This window comes from Enterobacter cloacae complex sp. P13B (assembly GCF_014895915.1).
Lineage (GTDB): Bacteria > Pseudomonadota > Gammaproteobacteria > Enterobacterales > Enterobacteriaceae > Enterobacter > Enterobacter bugandensis.
This window is the reverse complement of the sequence record NZ_JADBQN010000007.1, coordinates 64,888-85,344: the sequence shown is the minus strand read 5'-3', so window position 1 is coordinate 85,344 and position 20,457 is coordinate 64,888. Positions and strand designations below refer to the sequence as shown.

The 20,457-nt window shown below is 53.6% G+C and carries 20 protein-coding genes, 1 pseudogene and 1 riboswitch; of the genes and pseudogenes, 13 read left to right on the top strand and 8 right to left on the bottom strand.

Features of this window, described 5'->3' with window-relative positions:
- Nucleotides 1–18 precede the first annotated feature (18 nt).
- The 4 genes from IM273_RS04595 to htpX all read left to right on the top strand — a co-directional run bounded on the left by IM273_RS04595 (nucleotide 19) and on the right by htpX (nucleotide 4,442).
- Nucleotides 19–516 carry a GAF domain-containing protein gene (locus IM273_RS04595; RefSeq protein ID WP_008500476.1) on the top strand — a complete coding sequence of 166 codons (498 nt, stop codon included), beginning with the start codon at nucleotides 19–21 and terminating at the stop codon, nucleotides 514–516.
- 96 nt (nucleotides 517–612) lie between these two features.
- Nucleotides 613–1,299, top strand: coding sequence for an RNA chaperone ProQ (gene proQ / locus IM273_RS04590; protein WP_028013543.1), 687 nt, complete (start codon nucleotides 613–615; stop codon nucleotides 1,297–1,299).
- Between the two features lie 19 nt (nucleotides 1,300–1,318).
- Nucleotides 1,319–3,367 (top strand): carboxy terminal-processing peptidase, encoded by a 2,049-nt coding sequence (gene prc / locus IM273_RS04585; protein ID WP_028013542.1) that lies wholly within the window; start codon nucleotides 1,319–1,321, stop codon nucleotides 3,365–3,367.
- 193 nt (nucleotides 3,368–3,560) lie between these two features.
- Nucleotides 3,561–4,442, top strand: coding sequence for a protease HtpX (gene htpX / locus IM273_RS04580; RefSeq protein WP_010432647.1), 882 nt, complete (start codon nucleotides 3,561–3,563; stop codon nucleotides 4,440–4,442).
- Nucleotides 4,443–4,492: 50 nt separating this feature from the next.
- On the opposite strand, the gene IM273_RS04575 is transcribed toward htpX, so the two are convergent.
- Nucleotides 4,493–5,866 carry an MFS transporter gene (locus IM273_RS04575; protein WP_193051415.1) on the bottom strand — a complete coding sequence of 458 codons (1,374 nt, stop codon included), beginning with the start codon at nucleotides 5,864–5,866 and terminating at the stop codon, nucleotides 4,493–4,495.
- 178 nt (nucleotides 5,867–6,044) lie between these two features.
- Between IM273_RS04575 and kdgR the strand changes: the two genes are divergently transcribed.
- A complete protein-coding gene (gene kdgR, locus IM273_RS04570; protein ID WP_045260302.1) occupies nucleotides 6,045–6,836 on the top strand; it encodes a DNA-binding transcriptional regulator KdgR in 792 nt (263 codons plus the stop codon).
- 65 nt (nucleotides 6,837–6,901) lie between these two features.
- On the opposite strand, the gene IM273_RS04565 is transcribed toward kdgR, so the two are convergent.
- Complete coding sequence (locus IM273_RS04565) at nucleotides 6,902–7,141, bottom strand: YobH family protein (protein WP_041909477.1); 240 nt, start codon at nucleotides 7,139–7,141, stop codon at nucleotides 6,902–6,904.
- Nucleotides 7,142–7,300: 159 nt separating this feature from the next.
- Here IM273_RS04565 and mgrB point away from each other — a divergent pair, with 159 nt between their 5' ends.
- From mgrB to rlmA, 7 genes and pseudogenes are all read left to right on the top strand, one after another.
- Entirely contained in the window at nucleotides 7,301–7,444 is a 144-nt protein-coding gene (gene mgrB / locus IM273_RS04560; RefSeq protein ID WP_006175995.1) for a PhoP/PhoQ regulator MgrB, read from the top strand.
- Nucleotides 7,445–7,518: 74 nt separating this feature from the next.
- Nucleotides 7,519–7,809, top strand: coding sequence for a YebO family protein (locus tag IM273_RS04555; protein ID WP_047364849.1), 291 nt, complete (start codon nucleotides 7,519–7,521; stop codon nucleotides 7,807–7,809).
- 23 nt (nucleotides 7,810–7,832) lie between these two features.
- Nucleotides 7,833–8,822, top strand: a complete 990-nt coding sequence (locus IM273_RS04550) for an MBL fold metallo-hydrolase (RefSeq protein ID WP_193051413.1) — start codon at nucleotides 7,833–7,835, stop codon at nucleotides 8,820–8,822.
- A gap of 524 nt (nucleotides 8,823–9,346) precedes the next feature.
- A pseudogene (locus IM273_RS04545) lies at nucleotides 9,347–9,491 on the top strand (DUF2627 domain-containing protein).
- 13 nt (nucleotides 9,492–9,504) lie between these two features.
- Entirely contained in the window at nucleotides 9,505–9,714 is a 210-nt protein-coding gene (gene cspE, locus IM273_RS04540) for a transcription antiterminator/RNA stability regulator CspE (protein WP_001062678.1), read from the top strand.
- A gap of 217 nt (nucleotides 9,715–9,931) precedes the next feature.
- A complete protein-coding gene (ftsI, locus tag IM273_RS04535) occupies nucleotides 9,932–11,650 on the top strand; it encodes a peptidoglycan glycosyltransferase FtsI (RefSeq protein WP_193051411.1) in 1,719 nt (572 codons plus the stop codon).
- A gap of 67 nt (nucleotides 11,651–11,717) precedes the next feature.
- Nucleotides 11,718–12,533: a 23S rRNA (guanine(745)-N(1))-methyltransferase gene (gene rlmA, locus IM273_RS04530; RefSeq protein WP_193051409.1), complete on the top strand. Its 816-nt coding sequence runs from the start codon at nucleotides 11,718–11,720 to the stop codon at nucleotides 12,531–12,533.
- Here the strand turns inward: rlmA and mntP are convergent.
- The 5 genes from mntP to manX form a co-directional block, all read right to left on the bottom strand.
- Complete coding sequence (mntP, locus tag IM273_RS04525; protein ID WP_041911997.1) at nucleotides 12,530–13,096, bottom strand: manganese efflux pump MntP; 567 nt, start codon at nucleotides 13,094–13,096, stop codon at nucleotides 12,530–12,532. The genes rlmA and mntP overlap by 4 nt on opposite strands.
- 10 nt (nucleotides 13,097–13,106) lie before the next feature.
- A riboswitch (yybP-ykoY riboswitch) is annotated at nucleotides 13,107–13,297 on the bottom strand.
- 198 nt (nucleotides 13,298–13,495) lie between these two features.
- A complete protein-coding gene (locus IM273_RS04520; RefSeq protein WP_063437374.1) occupies nucleotides 13,496–13,954 on the bottom strand; it encodes a DUF986 family protein in 459 nt (152 codons plus the stop codon).
- 54 nt (nucleotides 13,955–14,008) lie between these two features.
- The gene (locus IM273_RS04515) at nucleotides 14,009–14,860 is read right to left on the bottom strand and encodes a PTS mannose transporter subunit IID (RefSeq protein ID WP_006810994.1); all 852 of its coding nucleotides are present in this window, start codon (nucleotides 14,858–14,860) and stop codon (nucleotides 14,009–14,011) included.
- A gap of 12 nt (nucleotides 14,861–14,872) precedes the next feature.
- Nucleotides 14,873–15,673: a PTS mannose transporter subunit IIC gene (gene manY / locus IM273_RS04510; RefSeq protein ID WP_003859914.1), complete on the bottom strand. Its 801-nt coding sequence runs from the start codon at nucleotides 15,671–15,673 to the stop codon at nucleotides 14,873–14,875.
- A gap of 47 nt (nucleotides 15,674–15,720) precedes the next feature.
- The gene (manX, locus tag IM273_RS04505) at nucleotides 15,721–16,689 is read right to left on the bottom strand and encodes a PTS mannose transporter subunit IIAB (RefSeq protein ID WP_028013533.1); all 969 of its coding nucleotides are present in this window, start codon (nucleotides 16,687–16,689) and stop codon (nucleotides 15,721–15,723) included.
- 462 nt (nucleotides 16,690–17,151) lie between these two features.
- On the opposite strand from manX, the gene yoaE reads away from it, so the two are divergent.
- Nucleotides 17,152–18,711 carry a CNNM family cation transport protein YoaE gene (yoaE, locus tag IM273_RS04500; protein ID WP_028013532.1) on the top strand — a complete coding sequence of 520 codons (1,560 nt, stop codon included), beginning with the start codon at nucleotides 17,152–17,154 and terminating at the stop codon, nucleotides 18,709–18,711.
- A 240-nt stretch (nucleotides 18,712–18,951) separates the two neighbouring features.
- Here the strand turns inward: yoaE and sdaA are convergent, their stop codons facing one another.
- Nucleotides 18,952–20,316, bottom strand: coding sequence for an L-serine ammonia-lyase (gene sdaA / locus IM273_RS04495; RefSeq protein WP_028013531.1), 1,365 nt, complete (start codon nucleotides 20,314–20,316; stop codon nucleotides 18,952–18,954).
- Between the last annotated feature and the right edge of the window lie 141 nt (nucleotides 20,317–20,457).

Sequence of the window (20,457 nt, the reverse complement as noted above, 5' to 3'; positions counted from 1 at the left end):
CAACTAAGTGATTGAATAATGAACAAAACAGAATTCTACGCGGATCTGAACCGCGATTTTAAGGCATTGATGGCAGGTGAAACCAGCTTCTTAGCCACTCTGGCAAATACTAGCGCATTGCTGTTCGAACGGCTATCCGATGTGAACTGGGCTGGCTTTTATCTCCTGGAAGGTGAAACGCTGGTGCTGGGTCCGTTTCAGGGCAAACTGGCCTGCGTGCGTATTCCGGTAGGGCGCGGCGTATGCGGTACCGCGGTGGCCGAGAATCAGGTTCAGCGCGTGGAAGATGTTCATGCGTTTGACGGGCATATCGCCTGTGATGCTGCCAGCAATTCAGAGATCGTTCTGCCGCTGGTGGTAAAAAATCAGATTATTGGCGTTCTGGATATCGACAGTACGGTCTTCAGTCGCTTTACAACCGAGGATGAACAGGGGCTGCGCGAGCTGGTGGCGAATCTGGAAAACGTCCTCGCTGCAACCGATTATCAAAAATTCTTTGCGAGCGTCGCAGGATAATCAACGGATAACGTAGCATTTACTGATAGCGTCATTATAATGACGCCTGTTCATGCCTGCGCTTGTTGGCAACGTCCGTTGTAATCAGGAAATTTCATGGAAAATCAACCTAAGTTGAATAGCAGTAAAGAAGTTATCGCATTTCTGGCCGAGCGTTTCCCGCAGTGCTTCAGCGCGGAAGGTGAAGCACGTCCCCTGAAAGTCGGTATTTTTCAGGATCTGGTAGCGCGTGTTGAAGGGGAAATGAACCTCAGCAAAACTCAGCTGCGTTCTGCCTTACGTCTTTATACTTCGAGCTGGCGTTACCTGTACGGTATCAAACCGGGCGCGACCCGCGTGGATCTCGACGGCAACCCTTGTGGCGAGCTGGACGAGCAGCACGTAGAACACGCGCGCAAGCAGCTGGAAGAAGCCAAAGCACGCGTTCAGGCACAACGTGCAGAACAGCAGGCGAAAAAACGCGAAGCCGCAGCGGCAAACGGCCAGGAAGAAGCGCCTCGTCGTGAGCGTAAACCACGTCCTGCGCCGCGTCGTCACGACAATAACGATCGCAAACCGCGTGCAGACAAACCAGCAGCGAAAGCCCCTCGTGCGCCTCGTGAAGAGCAGCGCCATACTCCGGTTTCTGACATTAACGCCCTGAGCGTGGGTCAGGCTCTGAAAGTAAAAGCGGGCAACAACGCAATGGACGCCACCGTACTGGAAATCACCAAAGATGGCGTTCGTGTACAGCTGACTTCTGGTATGTCAATGATTGTACGCGCAGAACACTTGTTGTTCTGAAACGGAGGCCAAGCCTGGCATGAACACTTTTTTTAAGCTCACCGCGCTGGCGGGCCTGTTTGCCATAACAGGTCACGCTTTCGCAGTGGACGATATCACGCGTGTTGATCAAATTCCGGTACTCAAGGAAGAGACGCAGCACGCGACGGTAAGCGAACGTGTAACCTCTCGCTTTACCCGCTCGCACTATCGTCAGTTCGATCTCGATCAGGCCTTTTCGGCCAAAATCTTTGACCGCTATCTGAACTTGCTGGATTACAGCCATAACGTTTTGCTCGCCAGCGATGTCGAGCAGTTCGCTAAGCGCAAATCCGAGGTGGGTGATGAGCTGCGGTCAGGCAAGCTGGATCTGTTCTACGATCTCTACAACCTGTCGCAAAAGCGCCGCTTTGAACGCTATCAGTACGCTCTGAAAGTGCTTGAACGTCCAATGGACTTCACCGGCAACGACACCTTCAATCTCGATCGCAGCAAAGCGCCCTGGCCGAAAGACGAAGCCGAGCTGAACGCGCTGTGGGATGGAAAGGTCAAATACGACGAGCTGAGCCTCAAGCTGACCGGCAAAGATGAAAAAGAGATCCGCGACACGCTGACGCGTCGTTACAAATTTGCCATTCGCCGTCTGGCGCAGACCAACAGTGAAGATGTTTTCTCACTGGCGATGACCGCCTTTGCGCACGAAATCGATCCGCACACCAACTATCTCTCTCCACGCAATACCGAACAGTTCAATACTGAGATGAGCCTGTCTCTGGAAGGTATTGGCGCGGTACTGCAAATGGATGATGACTACACGGTGATCAACTCCATGGTCGCGGGCGGCCCGGCATCCAAAAGCAAAGCGATAAGCGTAGGCGATCGCATTGTGGGGGTAGGACAAACCGGTCAGAGCATGGTTGATGTCATTGGCTGGCGTCTGGACGATGTGGTTGCGCTGATCAAAGGTCCGAAAGGCAGCAAAGTTCGTCTGGAAATTCTGCCTGCCGGTAAAGGCACCAAAACCCGTATCGTGACCCTGACCCGCGAGCGTATCCGTCTGGAAGACCGCGCGGTGAAAATGTCGGTGAAAACCGTGGGTAAAGAGAAGGTGGGTGTCCTGGATATCCCTGGCTTCTACGTGGGGCTGACGGACGATGTAAAAGTTCAGCTGCAGAAACTTGAGAAGCAGAACGTGAGCAGCGTCATTATCGACCTGCGCACGAACGGTGGCGGTGCGCTGACCGAAGCGGTGTCGCTCTCAGGCTTGTTTATCCCGTCTGGCCCTGTTGTACAGGTGCGTGATAACAACGGTAAAGTTCGTGAAGATGCTGATAACGACGGTGTGGTCTATTACAAAGGCCCGCTGGTGGTCCTGGTTGACCGCTTCAGCGCGTCCGCATCTGAAATCTTTGCCGCTGCAATGCAGGACTATGGCCGCGCGCTAATCGTGGGTGAGCCCACCTTCGGCAAAGGTACTGTTCAGCAGTATCGCTCGCTGAACCGTATTTACGATCAGATGCTGCGTCCGGAATGGCCTGCGCTGGGCTCCGTTCAGTACACCATTCAGAAGTTCTACCGCGTTAACGGCGGCAGTACGCAGCGTAAAGGCGTAACGCCGGATATCATGATGCCGACCGGCACGGAAGAGACCGAAACCGGCGAGAAGTTTGAAGATAACGCGTTGCCGTGGGACAGCATCAATGCTGCGACATTCGTGAAGGCGGGTGATATGACGCAGTTTGGCCCTGAGCTGCTGAAAGCGCATAATGAACGCATCGCGAAAGATCCGGAATTCCAGTACATCATGAAGGACATTGCGCGTTTCAATGCCCTGAAAGATAAGCGGAATATTGTTTCTCTGAACTACGCTCAGCGTGAAAAAGAGAACAACGAGGACGACGCAACGCGTCTGGCGCGTATCAACGATCGCTTCAAGCGAGAAGGTAAGCCTCTGCTCAAGAAACTGGACGATCTGCCAAAAGATTACCAGGAGCCGGATCCGTACCTGGACGAGACGGTGCATATCGCGCTCGACCTGGCGAATCTGGAAAAAGAGAAGCCTGCCGTACAGCCCGCTCCGGCAAAATAATCTCCCAACAGGCACAAGAAATTGTGCCTGTTTCTTTTTGTTCTGCATCCTTCCGTCAGGCTGATTTCCAATTGTGTAAAGTTGTGTCTTTCTGGTGACTTACGCCCACCGGATGCTTGAAAATAGCCGCAATACCCATACGATGTGGGTAATCGCATAGTGCGTTTTGTTAAACTGAGGTAAAAAGAAAATTATGATGCGAATCGCGCTCTTCCTGCTCACCAACCTCGCGGTGATGGTGGTTTTCGGGCTCGTGCTAAGCCTGACGGGAATTCAGTCGAGCAGCGTTCAGGGTCTGTTGATTATGGCGCTGCTGTTTGGTTTTGGTGGCTCTTTCATTTCCCTGCTGATGTCAAAGTGGATGGCGCTGAAATCCGTCGGCGGTGAGGTGATTGAACAGCCGCGTAACGACATGGAACAGTGGCTGATGAATACGGTGGCACAGCAGTCTAAGCAGGCAGGCATCGCCATGCCGCAGGTTGCTATTTACCATGCCCCGGATATTAACGCCTTTGCTACGGGGGCCCGTCGTGATGCCTCGCTGGTTGCCGTGAGCACCGGCCTGTTGCAGAACATGAGCCGTGACGAAGCAGAAGCGGTCATCGCGCACGAAATCAGCCATATCGCCAACGGTGACATGGTGACCATGACCCTGATTCAGGGCGTGGTGAACACCTTCGTTATCTTTATCTCCCGTATCCTGGCGCAGATAGCGGCGGGCTTTATGGGCGGCAACCGTGATGAAGGTGAAGAGAGTAACGGTAATCCGCTGATCTACTTCGCCGTCTCCATGGTGCTGGAACTGGTGTTCGGTATTCTGGCCAGCATTATCACCATGTGGTTCTCCCGTCACCGTGAGTTCCATGCGGATGCCGGTTCAGCGAAGCTGGTAGGGCGTGAAAAGATGATAGCTGCTCTGCAGCGTCTGAAAACCAGCTACGAGCCGCAGGAAGCGAACAGCATGATGGCCTTCTGCATCAACGGCAAATCAAAGTCGCTGAGCGAGCTGTTTATGTCTCACCCGCCGCTGGATAAACGTATTGAAGCGCTGCGCAGTGGAGAATACCTGAAGTAACGCTAAGCGCTTAAATAAGCCGGGCAGGAGAAGACTCCGCCCGGCTTTTTTTATGCCTGAACGCCGGGTTGGGTCACGCGCAACCCGCTGACGATGGCTGCAAGGGTGGCAAGCGCACCTGCGGTGAGAAGCGCAACGTGGTTGCCGTTTTGCCCGGCAAGGTTAAACATCAGGGCAACCAGCGCCGCACCGGTGCTTTGCCCCAGCAGACGCGCGGTCCCCAGCATGCCGCTGGCCCCTCCGCTGCGGTGGCGCGGCGCAGAGGTAATAATGGTGTGGTTGTTGGGGGACTGAAACAGGCCAAACCCGGCTCCGCACAGGATCATGCGCCAGATGATGTCCAGATCCCCTGGCGATGATGGCAGCAGCGCCAGCGCGAAAAGACCTGTTGCCATCACGGCCAGCCCCACCGCGCCCAACAAACCGGCATGTACACGTTCTATTAAATAACCTGCCAGCGGTGCCATCACCATCGTCGCCAGCGGCCAGGGGGTTAACAGCAGCCCGGTCTCCACTTCGGAACGTCCTATCACGCTTTGCAGGAAGAAGGGCAAAGAAACCAGGGCCAGCATCTGGGCGCAGAATGAGCAAATTGAGGTGCAGATGGAAAGCGAAAAGAGGGGAATACGCAGCAGATCGACCGGCAGTAAGGGCACCGGCAGGGAAAGCTGGCGGCGAACAAAGAAGAAGCCCGTCACCAGCAGGGCAACAAGCTCCACGGCGGTTAGCATCAGGGATTGACCCTGCGCAAAACCGCTCAGGGCGGTAATCAGCAGACCAAAGGTGAGCGCATTCATCACCGCGCTTGCCACGTCAAAGCGCGGCATGGTGCTTTTCGGGCCGTTAGCGGGGAGAAATCGCAGGGCAAAGAAGATGGCCACGATACCCAGCGGCACGTTTATGGCGAACAGCCACTGCCACGAGGCGACAGAAAGAATGGCCGCTGCAATCGTTGGCCCGGCGGCAGAAGAGACCGCGACAATAAACGAATTTATCCCCATGCCGCTGCCCAGATGGCGGTACGGATAGATTAGGCGGATTAGCGCCGTATTGACGCTCATCAGCGCCGCGCCGCCAAAACCTTGCGCGATGCGTGCCAGCGTCAACGTATGCAGAGAGTCCGAAAGGGCGCACAGCAGTGATGTAAAGGTAAATACCACCAGCCCGCACTGATATACCCGACGGTGGCCGAACATATCGCCCAGAAAAGAGAAAGAGAGCAGGGAAACCACAATCGCAATCTGATAGGCGTTAACAATCCATATCGAACTGGCCGGGGAAGCATGCAGATCGGTGGCAATGGTGGGAAGGGCAACGTTCGCAATCGCGCCGTCAAGAACGGCCATTGAGATACCAATAATAATCGTAGCGATAGCGCCATACCGCTGGGGCAAAGGCAGGCCATCGGAAAGGTTCTTTTCCATCGGGGATAAAAAGCTCAGAGTGAAATTATTCTCAGGGTAACTATTTTAGCATCGTTAACACCGTTTTATGTCGCAGATTTGTAACGAAGTAAACGCGGATTGATTGCAGGTAACATGACGGGAATTTATAATAAAAACCGGTTCTGATTTTTATAAAACACTCTCTATGAGGTGGTAAATGGCAATTGCGGATTTGGATAAACAGCCAGATTCAGTTTCTTCCGTGCTGAAGGTGTTTGGCATCTTACAGGCGCTCGGGGAAGAGCGTGAAATTGGTATCACAGAGTTGTCACAGCGCGTGATGATGTCGAAAAGCACCGTTTACCGCTTTTTGCAAACCATGAAATCACTGGGTTACGTTGCACAGGAAGGCGAATCTGAAAAATATTCTCTGACGCTGAAACTGTTTGAACTGGGTGCCCGGGCATTGCAAAACGTGGATCTGATCCGTAGCGCGGATATTCAGATGCGCGAGATCTCCCGCCTGACCAAAGAGACTATCCACCTGGGCGCGCTGGATGAAGACAGTATTGTTTACATCCATAAAATTGACTCCATGTATAACCTGCGTATGTATTCGCGCATTGGTCGTCGCAACCCGCTTTACAGCACGGCAATTGGTAAGGTTCTGCTGGCGTGGCGCGATCGTGAAGAAGTTAAACAGATTCTCGATGGCGTGGAGTACAAACGCAGCACTGAACGCACCATTACTAACACCGATGAATTATTAAAGGTGCTCGATAAGGTGCGTGAGCAAGGGTACGGCGAAGATAACGAAGAACAGGAAGAAGGGCTGCGCTGTATTGGCGTTCCGGTGTTTGACCGTTTTGGCGTCGTTATCGCGGGGTTGAGCATCTCTTTCCCAACGCTTCGCTTCTCGGAAGAGCGCCTGCACGAGTACGTGGCTATTCTGCATACCGCCGCGCGTAAGATTTCAGAACAGATGGGTTACCACGACTATCCGTTCTAACCCCGGTTAGCATAAAAAAACGCCGCATTTTTGCGGCGTTTTTTATTCGTCGTTAACGCTGTGGCTCAGCCATTATCAATCACGACGGAGGTCTTACGCAGTACCGGGCAGTTGGTTAACCCAATGATCCCGCTATCAGAATGGAGATACTGCGCCGTGCTGACTCCCTGTGCTGTTAAATACTTACATTGAATGCCTAACCCTGCGGCGTTTTCGGTGCTTCCCACCAGCACGCCATAACCCGTTAAAAGAAGGCCAATCCAGAGTATCGCCAGTGCAACAATTGTACGAATAATTAAGCGCATTATTACCTCTTTATCATTGTTATCATGATGCTAGCCTAACCGGTTTACGTAATGAAACAAGTGCAGGATTCTGAAAAGAGCCTGATGGCGCTACAGTTAGTCCTTGTTTAAGATAACCGTGATAACCTGGTCATATCAGGTCTGTAAACGGAGTGTGGAGTGAAAAAAATACGCTGGGTGATTCTGATTATCGTGCTGATAGCGTGCGTGGTGTTGTGGACGCAGACTATCAACGTGATGTGCGATCAGGATGTACAGTTTTTTAGCGGCGTTTGCGCAATCAATAAGTTTATTCCGTGGTAGCACGCATTTTTTCTTCAGGTGATTTCCTTCCTTCGCGCCAGTGGTAAAATAGACGTTTTTATTGAGGTGGTGAAATGGGTGAGTTACTGAATTCAGGGCTGCTAAATATGGCATCCCTGACGATCTCTTTGGTTGTTCTGCTGGTGGGGCTGGTCATTTGGTTTTTCGTAAACCGTGCCAGTTCACGTACCAATGAGCAGATCGAACTGCTGGAAGCGCTGCTTGAGCAGCAAAAACGGCAGAATGCACTGTTGCGTCGTCTGTGCGAGGCTAACGAGCCGGAAGAGAAAGAAGCACAAAAAGAAGCGGTCGCTGACGAGAACAACGATCAAGACGATTTTATCCGCCTGGTGGCTGAGCGTTAATCGTATTATTCCGGGAGGTGGCAGTGGTCTGGAAAAATCCCTGGTATGACCCCTCCCTGAAACATCACACCCCAAACGGTTTTCGTAATACCACTTCTGCAGGACACCAGCCTGGCGACATTGAACGCTGGCGCAAAGAACGCAAAGCAGCTGGCTTACCGAAGCCGCCCGCGCTCGGCTACGATGACTTTATCCGGCGGTGGTGGCAACCGGCCGATCTTCAGCAGCCGCAGCAGGATGGGGCGTGGTGGCTCGGACATGCGAGCATACTGCTGCAGCTGGACGGCAATATCCTTCTTACCGATCCCGTTTTTTCAAGGCGCGCTTCTCCACTTCCTTTCTTAGGGCCGCAGCGTAGAACGCCTCCGGCACTCTCTGTCGATCAACTGCACCAGCTTGACGCGGTCGTTATCTCGCATAACCATTACGATCATCTTGATGAACTCACTGTTCGCCACATTCTCAAACGCTTTCCGGACGTTAGCGTGTTTGTTCCTTTAGGCCTGGGCGGCTGGTTTCGCCGCCGGGGCGCAAAACAGGTGGTTGAGCTCGACTGGTGGCAGAGTTTTACCTGGCAGGGGATAACATTATCCGCCGTACCGGCGCAGCACTGGAGTATGCGCACGCTCTGGAACCGCAATCGCTCATTGTGGTGCGGCTGGGTCTTTGAAGGGCGGCATCACCGGTTCTGGTTTAGTGGCGATACCGGCTATTCGCCTGAGCTGCTGTTGATACCGGAACGTTTGGGGAAAATTGATGCTGCAGCATTGCCCGTTGGCGCCTATGCTCCGCGATGGTTTATGGCCGTACACCATATGGATCCCCAGTCTGCCGTTGCGCTGTGGCAACAGTTAGGTTGCCCGCTGGCGTTCCCTGTTCACTGGGGCGTGTTTGAGCTGGCGGATGAAGCGCTGGATGACCCCATAAAAGAATTAACTGATGCGCTGGATAATGTAGCACCAGTTAATAATACTTTCAGGATACTGAAAGTTGGCGAGTATTTACCCTTATAAACGAAGCGATAAATTGTTGCGTATATTGTGTATGTATTCGTCGTCAGGAAAATTTTAATTTTATCGAAACGTTTTGCTTGCCTTGTTTTGATGCAGAGTCATAAAAATTTCATTATTTTGGTGCATAACACTGCTAATTACCTGATGGATTTTAATACAGAAGGGTGCTGATTATTAACATCGTTTTTGGCTGAAACAATACGGTCACGTTACAATGATTTAAGCATAAGTTTTCACAATTTGTTCTAACTCAATCAACGCCAAAGATTTCTTTTCCCGACTGCTGGACGCATTGTAATGATTGAGCTATGTTAAAAAAGTCTTAGATTACAGCGGTTGTGCAAGCAGCGTTGAGTCTGTGTAAGGGAGTATAGCCGTCTGTTTGAGAAGCGCATAATTGTGCAATTCCTTACAGACAGTGTTCGAATTTGTGCGGCGGATCGAGACATGTTTAAAAATGGCTTGCCATATTAAACATAGTGTGTGATAACACGTTTTGGGTCAAACGAGGTACAGTTCTGTTTATGTGTGGCATTTTCAGTAAAGAAGTCCTGAGTAAACACGTTGTCGTTGAATACCGCTTCTCTGCCGAACCTTATATTAGTGCCTCATGCAGTAATGTCTCAGTTTTATCTCAGTTAATGCCTGCGGGCTAAGAAAACACTCTAAGGAATTTTGCAAAATGGCAAAGATTAAAGGTCAAGTTAAGTGGTTCAACGAGTCTAAAGGTTTTGGTTTCATTACTCCTGCTGATGGCAGCAAAGACGTGTTCGTACACTTCTCTGCAATCCAGGGTAACGGCTTCAAAACTCTGGCCGAAGGCCAGAACGTTGAGTTCGAAATTCAGGACGGCCAGAAAGGCCCAGCTGCAGTTAACGTAACTGCTATCTGATCGAACCGCTGCTGACTGGGGCGCATAGCGCTTCACTCTCAGACATAAAGCCTCGCATCATGCGGGGCTTTTTTATTCCCTATCTTTCAAAATATTACTATCTACGGTCTTGTTAGCACCTTGTTGCAAAGCTGCGAGGTTAGTATCACAGTTTCGCCTCCCTAAGCGCATCTTTTCTCGTTAAATCAGAGCGTTGTTTAACAGCCCTGGGGTTCAGGTGAAGAAAAAATTGATATTAACCGCTGGCAATTTCACGCCGGCGCGTTTCGCGCTGCTCTGTTTCGCTATTTTCTGCAGTCTGGCCTTTTTACTTGGCCGCGTTGCCTGGCTACAAATCATCAAACCTGACAATCTGGTGAAGCAAGAAGATATGCGATCCCTCCGTCAGCTGGCGATTGATGCGCCGCGTGGGATGATTATGGATCGTGAAGGCCGACCGCTGGCGGTCAGCGTGCCCGTCCGGGCCGTATGGGCCGATCCAAAAACGGTGCTGGCAAAAGGGGGCGTTGGGTTTGATGAACGCTGGCAGGCGCTGGCGAGCGCGCTGCATCTTTCGTTGAGCACCCTTTCATCACGGATTAACGCCAACCCCCAGGGCCGCTTCATCTACCTGGCGCGTCAGGTCGATCCTGCTCAGGCGAAGTGGATTGATAAGCTCAATTTACCCGGCATTAATTTGCGCGATGAATCCCGCCGCTTTTACCCGGCAGGCCACGTGGCGGCGAACCTGATTGGCTTCACCAATATTGACGGGCAGGGCATTGAAGGGGTGGAGAAAAGCTTCAATACTCAGCTGACCGGTAAAGCGGGTGTCCGACAGGTCCGGGAGGATCGCTACGGGCGCGTGGTTGAAAACCTGACGGAAGTGGCGCCCACGCCGGCACATAACATCCAGTTGAGTATTGACGAGCGGCTGCAAACCATTACCGAAGACGCGCTGGACAATGCCGTCGCCTGGAATAAGGCCGAGTCAGGGGCATCGGTGCTCATTAATATCCCCACCGGGGAAATACTCGCCATGGCGAGCTATCCGGATTTCAATCCCAATAACCGGGAAGGCGCGACGATAAACGATTTTCGCAACCGGGCAATCAGCGATACGTTCGAGCCCGGTTCGACCGTTAAGCCGCTGGTGTTGATGACGGCTCTGCAGCAGGGGCTGGTCCATCCGGATAGCGTCATTGATACCCACCCGTATACCCTTGACGGGCATCGTATCCGCGACGTGGGTTATTATCCTGAGCTGACTATGACCGGGATCCTGCAAAAATCGAGCGACACCGGCGTATCCCGGCTCTCGCTGGCGATGCCTGTCCAGCATCTTATTGATACCTATCGAAACTTTGGATTTGGCACCAACACGGGGCTTGGCTTAACGGGCGAAAGCGCCGGGCTGTTGCCACAGCGTAAATACTGGAGTCAGCTAGACCGTGCGACTTTTGCCTTTGGCTACGGCCTGATGGTCACACCGCTCCAGCTTGCCCACGTCTACGCGACGATTGGCGGCTTCGGGCTTGAGCGTCCACTCTCCATCACCCGCATCGATCCCCCGGTTATCGGCCACCGCGTCATGCCGGAGGAGATCGCGCATGAAGTGGAGCACATGATGGAAAGCGTCGCGCTGCCCGGCGGCGGGGGCGTTAAGGCCGCCGTTCGCGATTATCGCGTGGCGGTTAAGACCGGGACGGCGAAGAAAATTGATGATAGCGGCAAATATGTCGATAAATACGTCGCCTATACCGCAGGCGTTGCGCCTGCCAGCGACCCGCGTTTCGCCCTGGTGGTGGTGATTAACGATCCACAAAACGGGGCCTACTATGGCGGGGCGGTTTCCGCGCCGGTCTTCAGCGAAATCATGGGCAACGTGCTGCGCCTGGAGAATATCAAACCCGATGGCCTGCCGGCCGGTTCAGACCACCTTATCGTCATGCGGTAATCCAGCCATTTTATAGCAGGGCGAATAGCGGTACACTTCGCCCTTTGGTTTATCTCCCGGAGTTTCCATGTCCTTCAGCTGTCCCCTTTGCCACGCGTCACTGACGCGCTCAGATAAAAGTTATGCCTGTCCGCAGGGACATCAGTTTGATATGGCGAAAGAAGGATATGTGAATCTTCTTCCGGTGCAGCACAAGCGCTCCCGCGATCCGGGCGATAGCGCAGAGATGATGCAGGCGCGCAGGGCGTTTCTCGATGCCGGGCACTATCTGACGCTGCGGGAGACGGTGGCGCAGATGCTGGGTGACTTACTGCCTGATTCGGCGTCCGCCATGCTTGATATCGGCTGCGGGGAAGGGTACTACACCGCACGGTTTGCGAATGTGGTGCGGGAGAAGGGGGCCGTGACATTCGGTCTCGACGTGTCGAAAGTGGCGATCCGCGCGGCGGCTAAACGTTACGCTGGCGTGACGTTTTGCGTGGCATCCAGCCACCGGCTGCCGTTTGATAATGCCATTATGGATGCCGTTATCCGCATCTACGCGCCGTGTAAAGCAGACGAGCTGGCGCGCGTGGTGAAGCCCGGAGGCTGGGTGATAACCGTCACGCCGGGCCCGCGTCACCTGATGGAGCTGAAGGGACTCATTTATGACGAGGTGCGTCTGCATGCCCCCCACTCTGAACAGCTGACAGGCTTTACGCTGAAGCAGGAGCATTCAGTAGCGTATGAAATGAATTTGAACGGGGAAGAAGCGGTAGCCCTGCTGCAGATGACGCCATTCGCGTGGCGGGCAAAGCCGGAAGTATGGGATGCGTTAGCGGCTCGGACGACGTTTGGCTGCCAGACAGATTTCAGTATCCACGTCTGGCAGCGCGACGCTTAAGGCGCGAAGTGTGCCCAGAGGATCTGGGCACCAATGCCGATCAGAACAATACCGCCTAAGATCTCGGCGCGTTTACCCAGCAGCGGGCCGATAAATCGCCCGACCATCATGCCCAGCGTGGACATAATCAGCGTTGCACAGCCAATGGCCAGCGCGGTGGCGATAATATTGACCTGCAGGAATGCCAGACCCACCCCGACGGCCATGGCGTCCAGGCTGGTGGCAATTGCCGTGGTGACCAGCAGCCAGAAACCGTGGCGGTGCAGCGGTGCTTCATCTTCATCATCATTCCCGCGAAAACCTTCAATCATCATTCGGCCTCCGAGAAACACCAGCAGGACGAACGCAATCCAGTGGTTCCATTCCAGCACGAACTGGCTGGCGAGCATGCCCAAACCCCAGCCGATGAGCGGCGTCAGCGTTTCGATGGCACCAAAGATCAGACCGGTGCGCAGAGCTTCTGTGAATTTAGGTTTGTGAAGCGTGGCGCCTTTGCCGATGGAGGCGGCAAATGCATCCATGGACATGCCAAAAGCGAGAAGGATCGTAGCGGAGATGTTCATAAGAGCGTCCAGACCGGGGATATCCATATGACACATCACTGCCCCCAGTAAACAGCAGTTGATGTATCTATGGTCTCGCCTGATCTCTTTTGCACGGTAAGCGTGCTGAAAGCGATCCGTACGCGCCACGTTTTTCAACGAGTATGTTGACGCGTACATTTCCTGCGTGCAGGAAATCGGCTACTCCCCAACGACGGGCGCAACCTTAACATATTTTGAGAATATAAAACAACAACTAGCAAGGCTTAATTTATCTGCGTCTTTGATAACGATTTTCATTTAGGTTTATGCGTGAAAATATCGTTAATAAATATAAGTCAAAGAGGAGAGAAGATATAGCAACGGCTATATTCTTTGCGAAAGAATATCACAATATATAGCCGAGGTTATAATGTTAACTTATTGAGTTTTAACGAGTAATTTGTAGATTTTCTCAAGGTCATCAATATTTTTGACCCGAATGAGCAGGCGGCGCTGTTCTAATTGCATCACTAACACGCCGTCTTCGGATAAATTCATCTCTTTAATGCGGTTATATTCTATCCATACGTTGGCGAAGAAGAATCCCTGTTTTTTAAAAATGAGTTTTGGCGAGCGGATCCAGAACAGGTAAATCGCCATTAATGCCAGCGCACATAATAACCATGTGGTTAATATTGCACCGTGGCTGGTCACGTTATTGTAAATCAGAATGACCACCAGGCCGGCGAAGATAAATGCATCAATGCGTCCACGGCGTAAGAGGGGAAGGGTCAGCAGCGTCTCGCCGTTACGGCGAGGCATAATGAATTCGTCATAGATCGCGTAAGCCAGAAGGGCAACAATAAACAACACCAGTACGATGTCCGTAACAGTCATTCATCCTCCAGATAAAAAGACCGGGGGCAAGCCCCCGGTCGAAAACGCAATGTTTTACAGGCCCAGCAGGCCGACAGCGTAGCCCGCGATACCGATGACGAAGAAGCCAACGATGATCCACAGCGGGTTCACTTTCTTACGCAGCAGCCACATACAGGCGAAGGTCAACAGCAGCGGCACCAGGCCAGGCATCAGCTGGTCCAGAATCGTCTGCACGGTGGTGACGCGGGTTTGACCATCCTGACCGGTGATGGTCGAAACCACCAGCGGGATGTTCACGTGCGTCCACTTGTTAACCAGCGCCCCCATGACAAACAGGCCGAGAATAGAGGCCCCCTCGGTCAGTTTCTGCAGGAAGCCGCCGCCCATATCCTTAACGATGTCCACGCCCTTACGGTAGCCGTAGGCCACGCCGTAGTAACGGGTCAGCAGACGTACCGCGTTGAACAGGATAAAGAACAGCAGAGGACCGAGCAGGCTGCCGCTCATCGCGATCCCGGCACCCAGCGCCGCGAAGACCGGACGAACAGTACCCCAGAAGATAGGGTCGCCCACGCCGGCCAGCGGACCCATCAGACCGACTTTGATACCGTTGATGGCACCATCGTCAATCTCCGCGCCGTTCGCACGCTGCTCTTCCATCGCCAGCGTCACGCCCAGAACCGGAGCCGCGACGTAAGGATGGGTGTTGAAGAATTCCAGATGACGCTTAATCGCCTGACGGCGTGCTTCGTTGTTCTCAGGGTAGAGGCGTTTTATCGCCGGCACCATTGAGAAGCAGAAGCCCAGCGCCTGCATACGTTCGAAGTTCCATGAACCCTGAAACAGGTTAGAACGGATGAACACGCCACGAATATCACCCGGAGTGAGTTTTTTCTCGGTGGTAGTTTTTGTCATATCAACCATTTCGCTCACCTGTTAGTCCAGTTCGTTATCGAGATCGTTGTTACCAGCAGCCTGCGCTGGGGCACCCGCAACACGGTTGTATTTTGGGCTGAGCTGGATGTAGAGAATCGCCATCACGGCACCAATCACGCCCAGCGCAACCAGGTTGAAGTTGGTGAATGCTGCGGTGACGAAGCCGAGGTAGAAGAACGGCATCAGGTAGCCCGCGCGCATCATGTTGATGACCATCGCGTAACCTACCACGACGATCATACCGCCCGCGATGTTCAGACCGCTGGTGACCACTTCAGGAATCGCGTTCAGCATGCCCTGAACTTCACTGGTGCCGACAGAGATCGCAACGATAACCGCCGGGATTGCGATACGCATCGCCTGCAGGAACAGGGACGACACGTGGATCCAGGAGAGTGCCGTGAGGTTGCCGTTCTCGGCCGCCTTATCCGCCGCGTGCTGGAAGGCCACGGTGATGGTACGAACGATGATGGTCAGCACCTGGCCTGCTGCGGCCAGAGGAATGGCAAGGGCAATACCAGCACCAATACTCTGATGACCGGCAATAACCAGAACGGTTGAGATGATAGAGGCCAGTGCGGCATCAGGCGCAACGGCGGCACCGATGTTCATCCAGCCCAGGGCGATCATTTCCAGCGTACCACCGATGATGATACCGGTTTTCATATCACCCAGAACGGCACCGATCAACGTACAGGCCACCAGAGGGCGGTGGAACTGAAATTCATCAAGTACGGATTCCATACCCGCAATACACGCGACGATGAACACCAGCACAATCTGAAGAGTGGTAATCTCCATTGTACTTCTCCTATAACATAAGCTTTATGTGAAAAACCGGCGCGGGCTTATTTCCCAACTTTACCGATCAAATCCATCATTTTCAGTTTCTGGTCAGTGGAAACCTTACGGGCTTCCAGCTCAATACCGCGGGCATTCAGCTTGTTGAACGCCTCGATATCTTTCGCATCAACTGAAATCGCGTTGTTGACCTGCGTTTTGCCCTGACGGAAAGCCATACCGCCGATGTTCACGGAGGTGATTTTCACGCCGCCTTCAACAATGCGCTCGACGTCTGTCGGGTTAGTAAACAGGAGCATCACGCGTTCACCCGCATATTTCGGGTTGTTGTAAACGCGGATCATCTTGGCGACATCCACCACGTGCGCGGTAACGCCCGGTGGTGCAACCTGAGTCAGAAGGGTTTTACGGACAGTGTCGGCGGCCACTTCGTCACTGACCACGATGATACGCTGTACGTTGGTCTCTTTGGTCCAGCGAGTCGCAACCTGTCCGTGAATCAGACGGTCATCAATACGCGCCAGGCCGATAACCATGTAATCGTTCGGTCCCATCGGTTTTGCCGGTGCTGCTGCTTTCGGTGCCGCCGCAGCCGGGGCAGGGGCGGGTTTTTCAACCGGCTGAGCCTTCAGGGCTTTCACCCCTTCGCGGCCGGTTTCAACGGCCAGCGCGACCAGCTCATCGAAGCCTGGGTTGTCGTCGCGCGCCATAAAGGTTTCCACCAGCATGGGAATGTTTACCCCGGCGACGACTTCATAATGCTCTTTATCGACGACAATGCGGCTGGCAGCATTAAACGGACTGCCGCCCCATGTATCGACGAGAAACAGCACGCCTTTGCTGGTATCCAGCTTCGCGAGTTGAGCGTTGTACTTCTCAATCAGCGTCTCGGCATTTTCACCGGGAACGAAATCGATCCAGCCGACGTTTTCCTGCTCGCCCAACAGCATCTCTGCCGTTTTGAGTAGCTGCTCAGCAGCCCAACCATGTGTGCCTATGACAATAGCAATGGTCACTTGCTACCTCCTTTTATTATCATTAATACGCCTGCCGGGCAGACGTACTGAGAATCGTATTGGCGAACCGAATCGATTCAGATAAGGGTTAGAGTTCAAAAAACTAAGACTTCCGCGAATTATTTTAGATAGTGAAAAAATAATTTATGTGATGAAGATCCGTAATTTAGCCACGCGTTACAGAATTATCTGTAGCGTATAGCCGCTGTGTTACAGAACTTTGCAAAGGAACGTAAATCTTTGCTAAAAACACAGTCTCTCTGATATGTTTAGCCTCCGTTTACTTGTTCAGGAGTATAGGGCTACAGCCCACTATATGGACCGTCACCGACGTCAGTCATCTACCAGGCCATTCCGCGCCTTTTTCACCGGCGAACCACGCCACGTATCAACTCTGTCTGCCTCTTATTTGCCCACGTTGAGTGGGGCACCGTTTTGTCATTCCTTTAGCAGGAGCTTGTCATGGAATTCTTAATGGACCCGTCAATCTGGGTGGGACTGCTCACGCTGGTGGTGCTGGAGATCGTTCTCGGCATCGATAACCTGGTGTTTATCGCCATCCTTGCGGATAAGCTGCCGCCAAAACAGCGTGATAAAGCGCGTCTGATTGGGCTCTCGCTGGCGCTGGTCATGCGACTGGGGCTGCTCTCCGTGATCTCGTGGATGGTCACGCTGACCAAACCGCTGTTCTCCGTCATGGATTACACCTTCTCCGGCCGTGATTTGATCATGCTAATCGGGGGGATATTCCTGCTGTTCAAAGCGACAACAGAGCTGCATGAACGGCTGGAGAACCGGCAGCATGATGATGGTCACGGTAAGGGCTACGCCAGCTTCTGGGTCGTGGTGCTGCAAATTGTGGTGCTGGATGCAGTCTTCTCGCTGGATGCGGTGATTACCGCGGTCGGTATGGTGAACCACCTGCCGGTGATGATGGCGGCTGTCGTGATTGCGATGGCGGTGATGCTGCTGGCCTCGAAACCGCTGACGCGCTTCGTCAACCAGCATCCGACGGTGGTCGTGCTCTGTCTGAGCTTCCTGCTGATGATTGGTTTGAGCCTGGTGGCGGAAGGTTTCGGCTTCCATATTCCGAAAGGCTACCTGTACGCCGCGATTGGCTTCTCGATCCTGATCGAACTGTTCAACCAGATTGCGCGCCGTAACTTTATTAAGCAGCAGTCAAATCAGCCGCTGCGCGCCCGTACGGCGGACGCCATTCTGCGCCTGATGGGCGGACGCCGTCAGGTGAACGTCCAGTCTGACCCTGAAAACCGTAACCCGGTGCCGGTTCCGGAAGGGGCGTTTGTGGAAGAAGAACGCTACATGATTAACGGCGTGCTCTCCCTGGCCTCCCGCTCGCTGCGCGGCATCATGACGCCGCGCGGGGAAATTAGCTGGGTCGATGCGAACCTGAGCGTTGATGAAATTCGTCAGCAATTGCTCTCATCTCCGCACAGCCTGTTCCCGGTGTGTCGCGGTGAACTGGATGAAATCATCGGCGTGGTGCGGGCGAAAGAGATGCTGGTGGCGCTGGAAGAGGGCGTCAACGTGGAGGCCATTGCAGCTTCGTCGCCAGCGATTGTCGTACCGGAAACGCTGGATCCGATCAACCTGCTGGGCGTATTGCGTCGCGCGCGCGGTAGCTTTGTTATCGTCACCAACGAGTTTGGTGTGGTACAGGGGCTGGTGACGCCGCTGGACGTGCTTGAAGCGATTGCCGGTGAATTCCCGGATGAAGACGAAACGCCTGAGATTGTGGCCGACGGCGAAGGCTGGCTGGTCAAAGGTGCGACCGACCTGCACGCGCTCTCGCATACGCTGGGGCTGGAAAACGTGGTTAACGATGAAGAAGACATCGCAACCGTGGCGGGGCTGGTTATCGCCGTAAACGGTCAGATCCCGCGCGTCGGGGATGTGATCGAGCTTCCTCCATTGCACATCACTATCGTTGAAGCTAACGACTACCGCGTCGATCTGGTCCGCATTGTTAAAGAACAGTCTGCACACGACGAAGACGAATAAGTCTGCTTAACGGGTACGATGTGCCCGTTACGATCTTCTGGCGGGGAAGATATTCCCGCCAGCCATTGTGGCGTTACTACCGCGCCTGCTTCTCTCTCAACCCGTTCGCTATTTAGCCGCTGCCTGATGTCAGGCCGAGCGCGAGCAGCCGCGACCGTAAAAGTGTAGTGGGGAAAGAAGAAGGAGACGAGAATGAAGGGAGAAATTCGCCCATCCGTTGCGGATGGGCGAAAGAGAGGATTAGTCGCACTGCACCTTAATGGCCAGACCGCCGCGCGACGTTTCACGGTACTTCGCGTTCATGTCTTTGCCGGTTTCGTACATGGTTTCGATAACCTTATCCAGCGACACGCGTGGTTCGCTGGTACGGCGCATCGCCATGCGTGAGGCGTTAATCGCTTTGACGGAGGCAATCGCGTTACGCTCAATGCACGGCACCTGCACCTGGCCTGCGACCGGATCACAGGTCAGACCGAGGTTATGCTCCATGCCAATTTCCGCCGCCACGCAAACCTGTTCAGGGCTTGCGCCCAGCAGCTCGGCCAGACCGGCCGCCGCCATGGAGCAGGCCACGCCTACTTCACCCTGACAGCCCACTTCAGCGCCTGAAATGGACGCGTTCATCTTGTACAGCGCGCCGATAGCGCCTGCCGCGAGGAAATAACGGATATAAATATCCGGCGTCACAGGCTCGATAAAGTGATCGTAGTAGGCCAGCACCGCCGGAACGATCCCGCACGCGCCGTTGGTTGGCGCAGTCACGACGCGCCCCCCCGCGGCGTTCTCTTCGTTCACCGCCAGAGCAAACATGTTCACCCAGTCAACTACGTTCATCGGGTCGTTAGAGAATTTGTCCGTGGTCACCAGCATACGGCGCAGGGCAGAGGCACGACGCGGCACGCGCAGTGGCCCTGGCAGTACGCCTTCGGTGTTCATCCCGCGATCGATACAGGCGCGCATGGTTTGCCACACGTTGGCAAAATAGTCTTCGATCTCTTTTTTGCTGTGCAGCGCCAGCTCGTTCTGCATCACCATGCCGGACAGCGACAAACCGGTCTCTTTGCAGTAGCCAAGCATCTCGGTGGCCGATTTGAACGGATAGGGCACGTTCACGTCGCCCGCGCTCTCTTTACCGAAATGCTCTTCGTCAACGATGAAGCCACCGCCGATGGAGTAGTAGGTTTTGCTGTAGATCTCTTTTTCGCCGCTCCAGGCGTGGATAGTCATGCCGTTTTCATGCAGCGGCAGGTTGTCGCTGCGAAAACGCATGCCGTCATCCTGCGGGAAATCCACTTCGTGCTGACCGTTAGCCAGCAGCAGGCGACCGCGCGCTTCCACGTCGCGGATGAATGCCGGGATGGCATCAATATCAACAGTGTCCGGCATATTGCCCGCCAGACCCATAATAATGGCGATATCGGTGTGGTGGCCTTTACCCGTTAATGACAGTGAACCGTAAACGTCTACGGCGACACGGGTAACGCTTTCCAGTAATCCTTTTTCGACCAGATCATCGACGAACTGTTTACCGGCCTTCATCGGCCCTACAGTGTGGGAAGAAGAAGGACCAATCCCCACTTTGAACATGTCGAATATACTAATCACTTTCACACTCCTGACAGGGTTACCGGGGTTCCAGTAACGATGTTATAACTGCGCATAGTGTAAGAGGGAACACCAACCTCGGCTTAACTATTCACATGAATTAAACTAATGGTTAACGATGGGTTTTGCTAATAGCGCGAC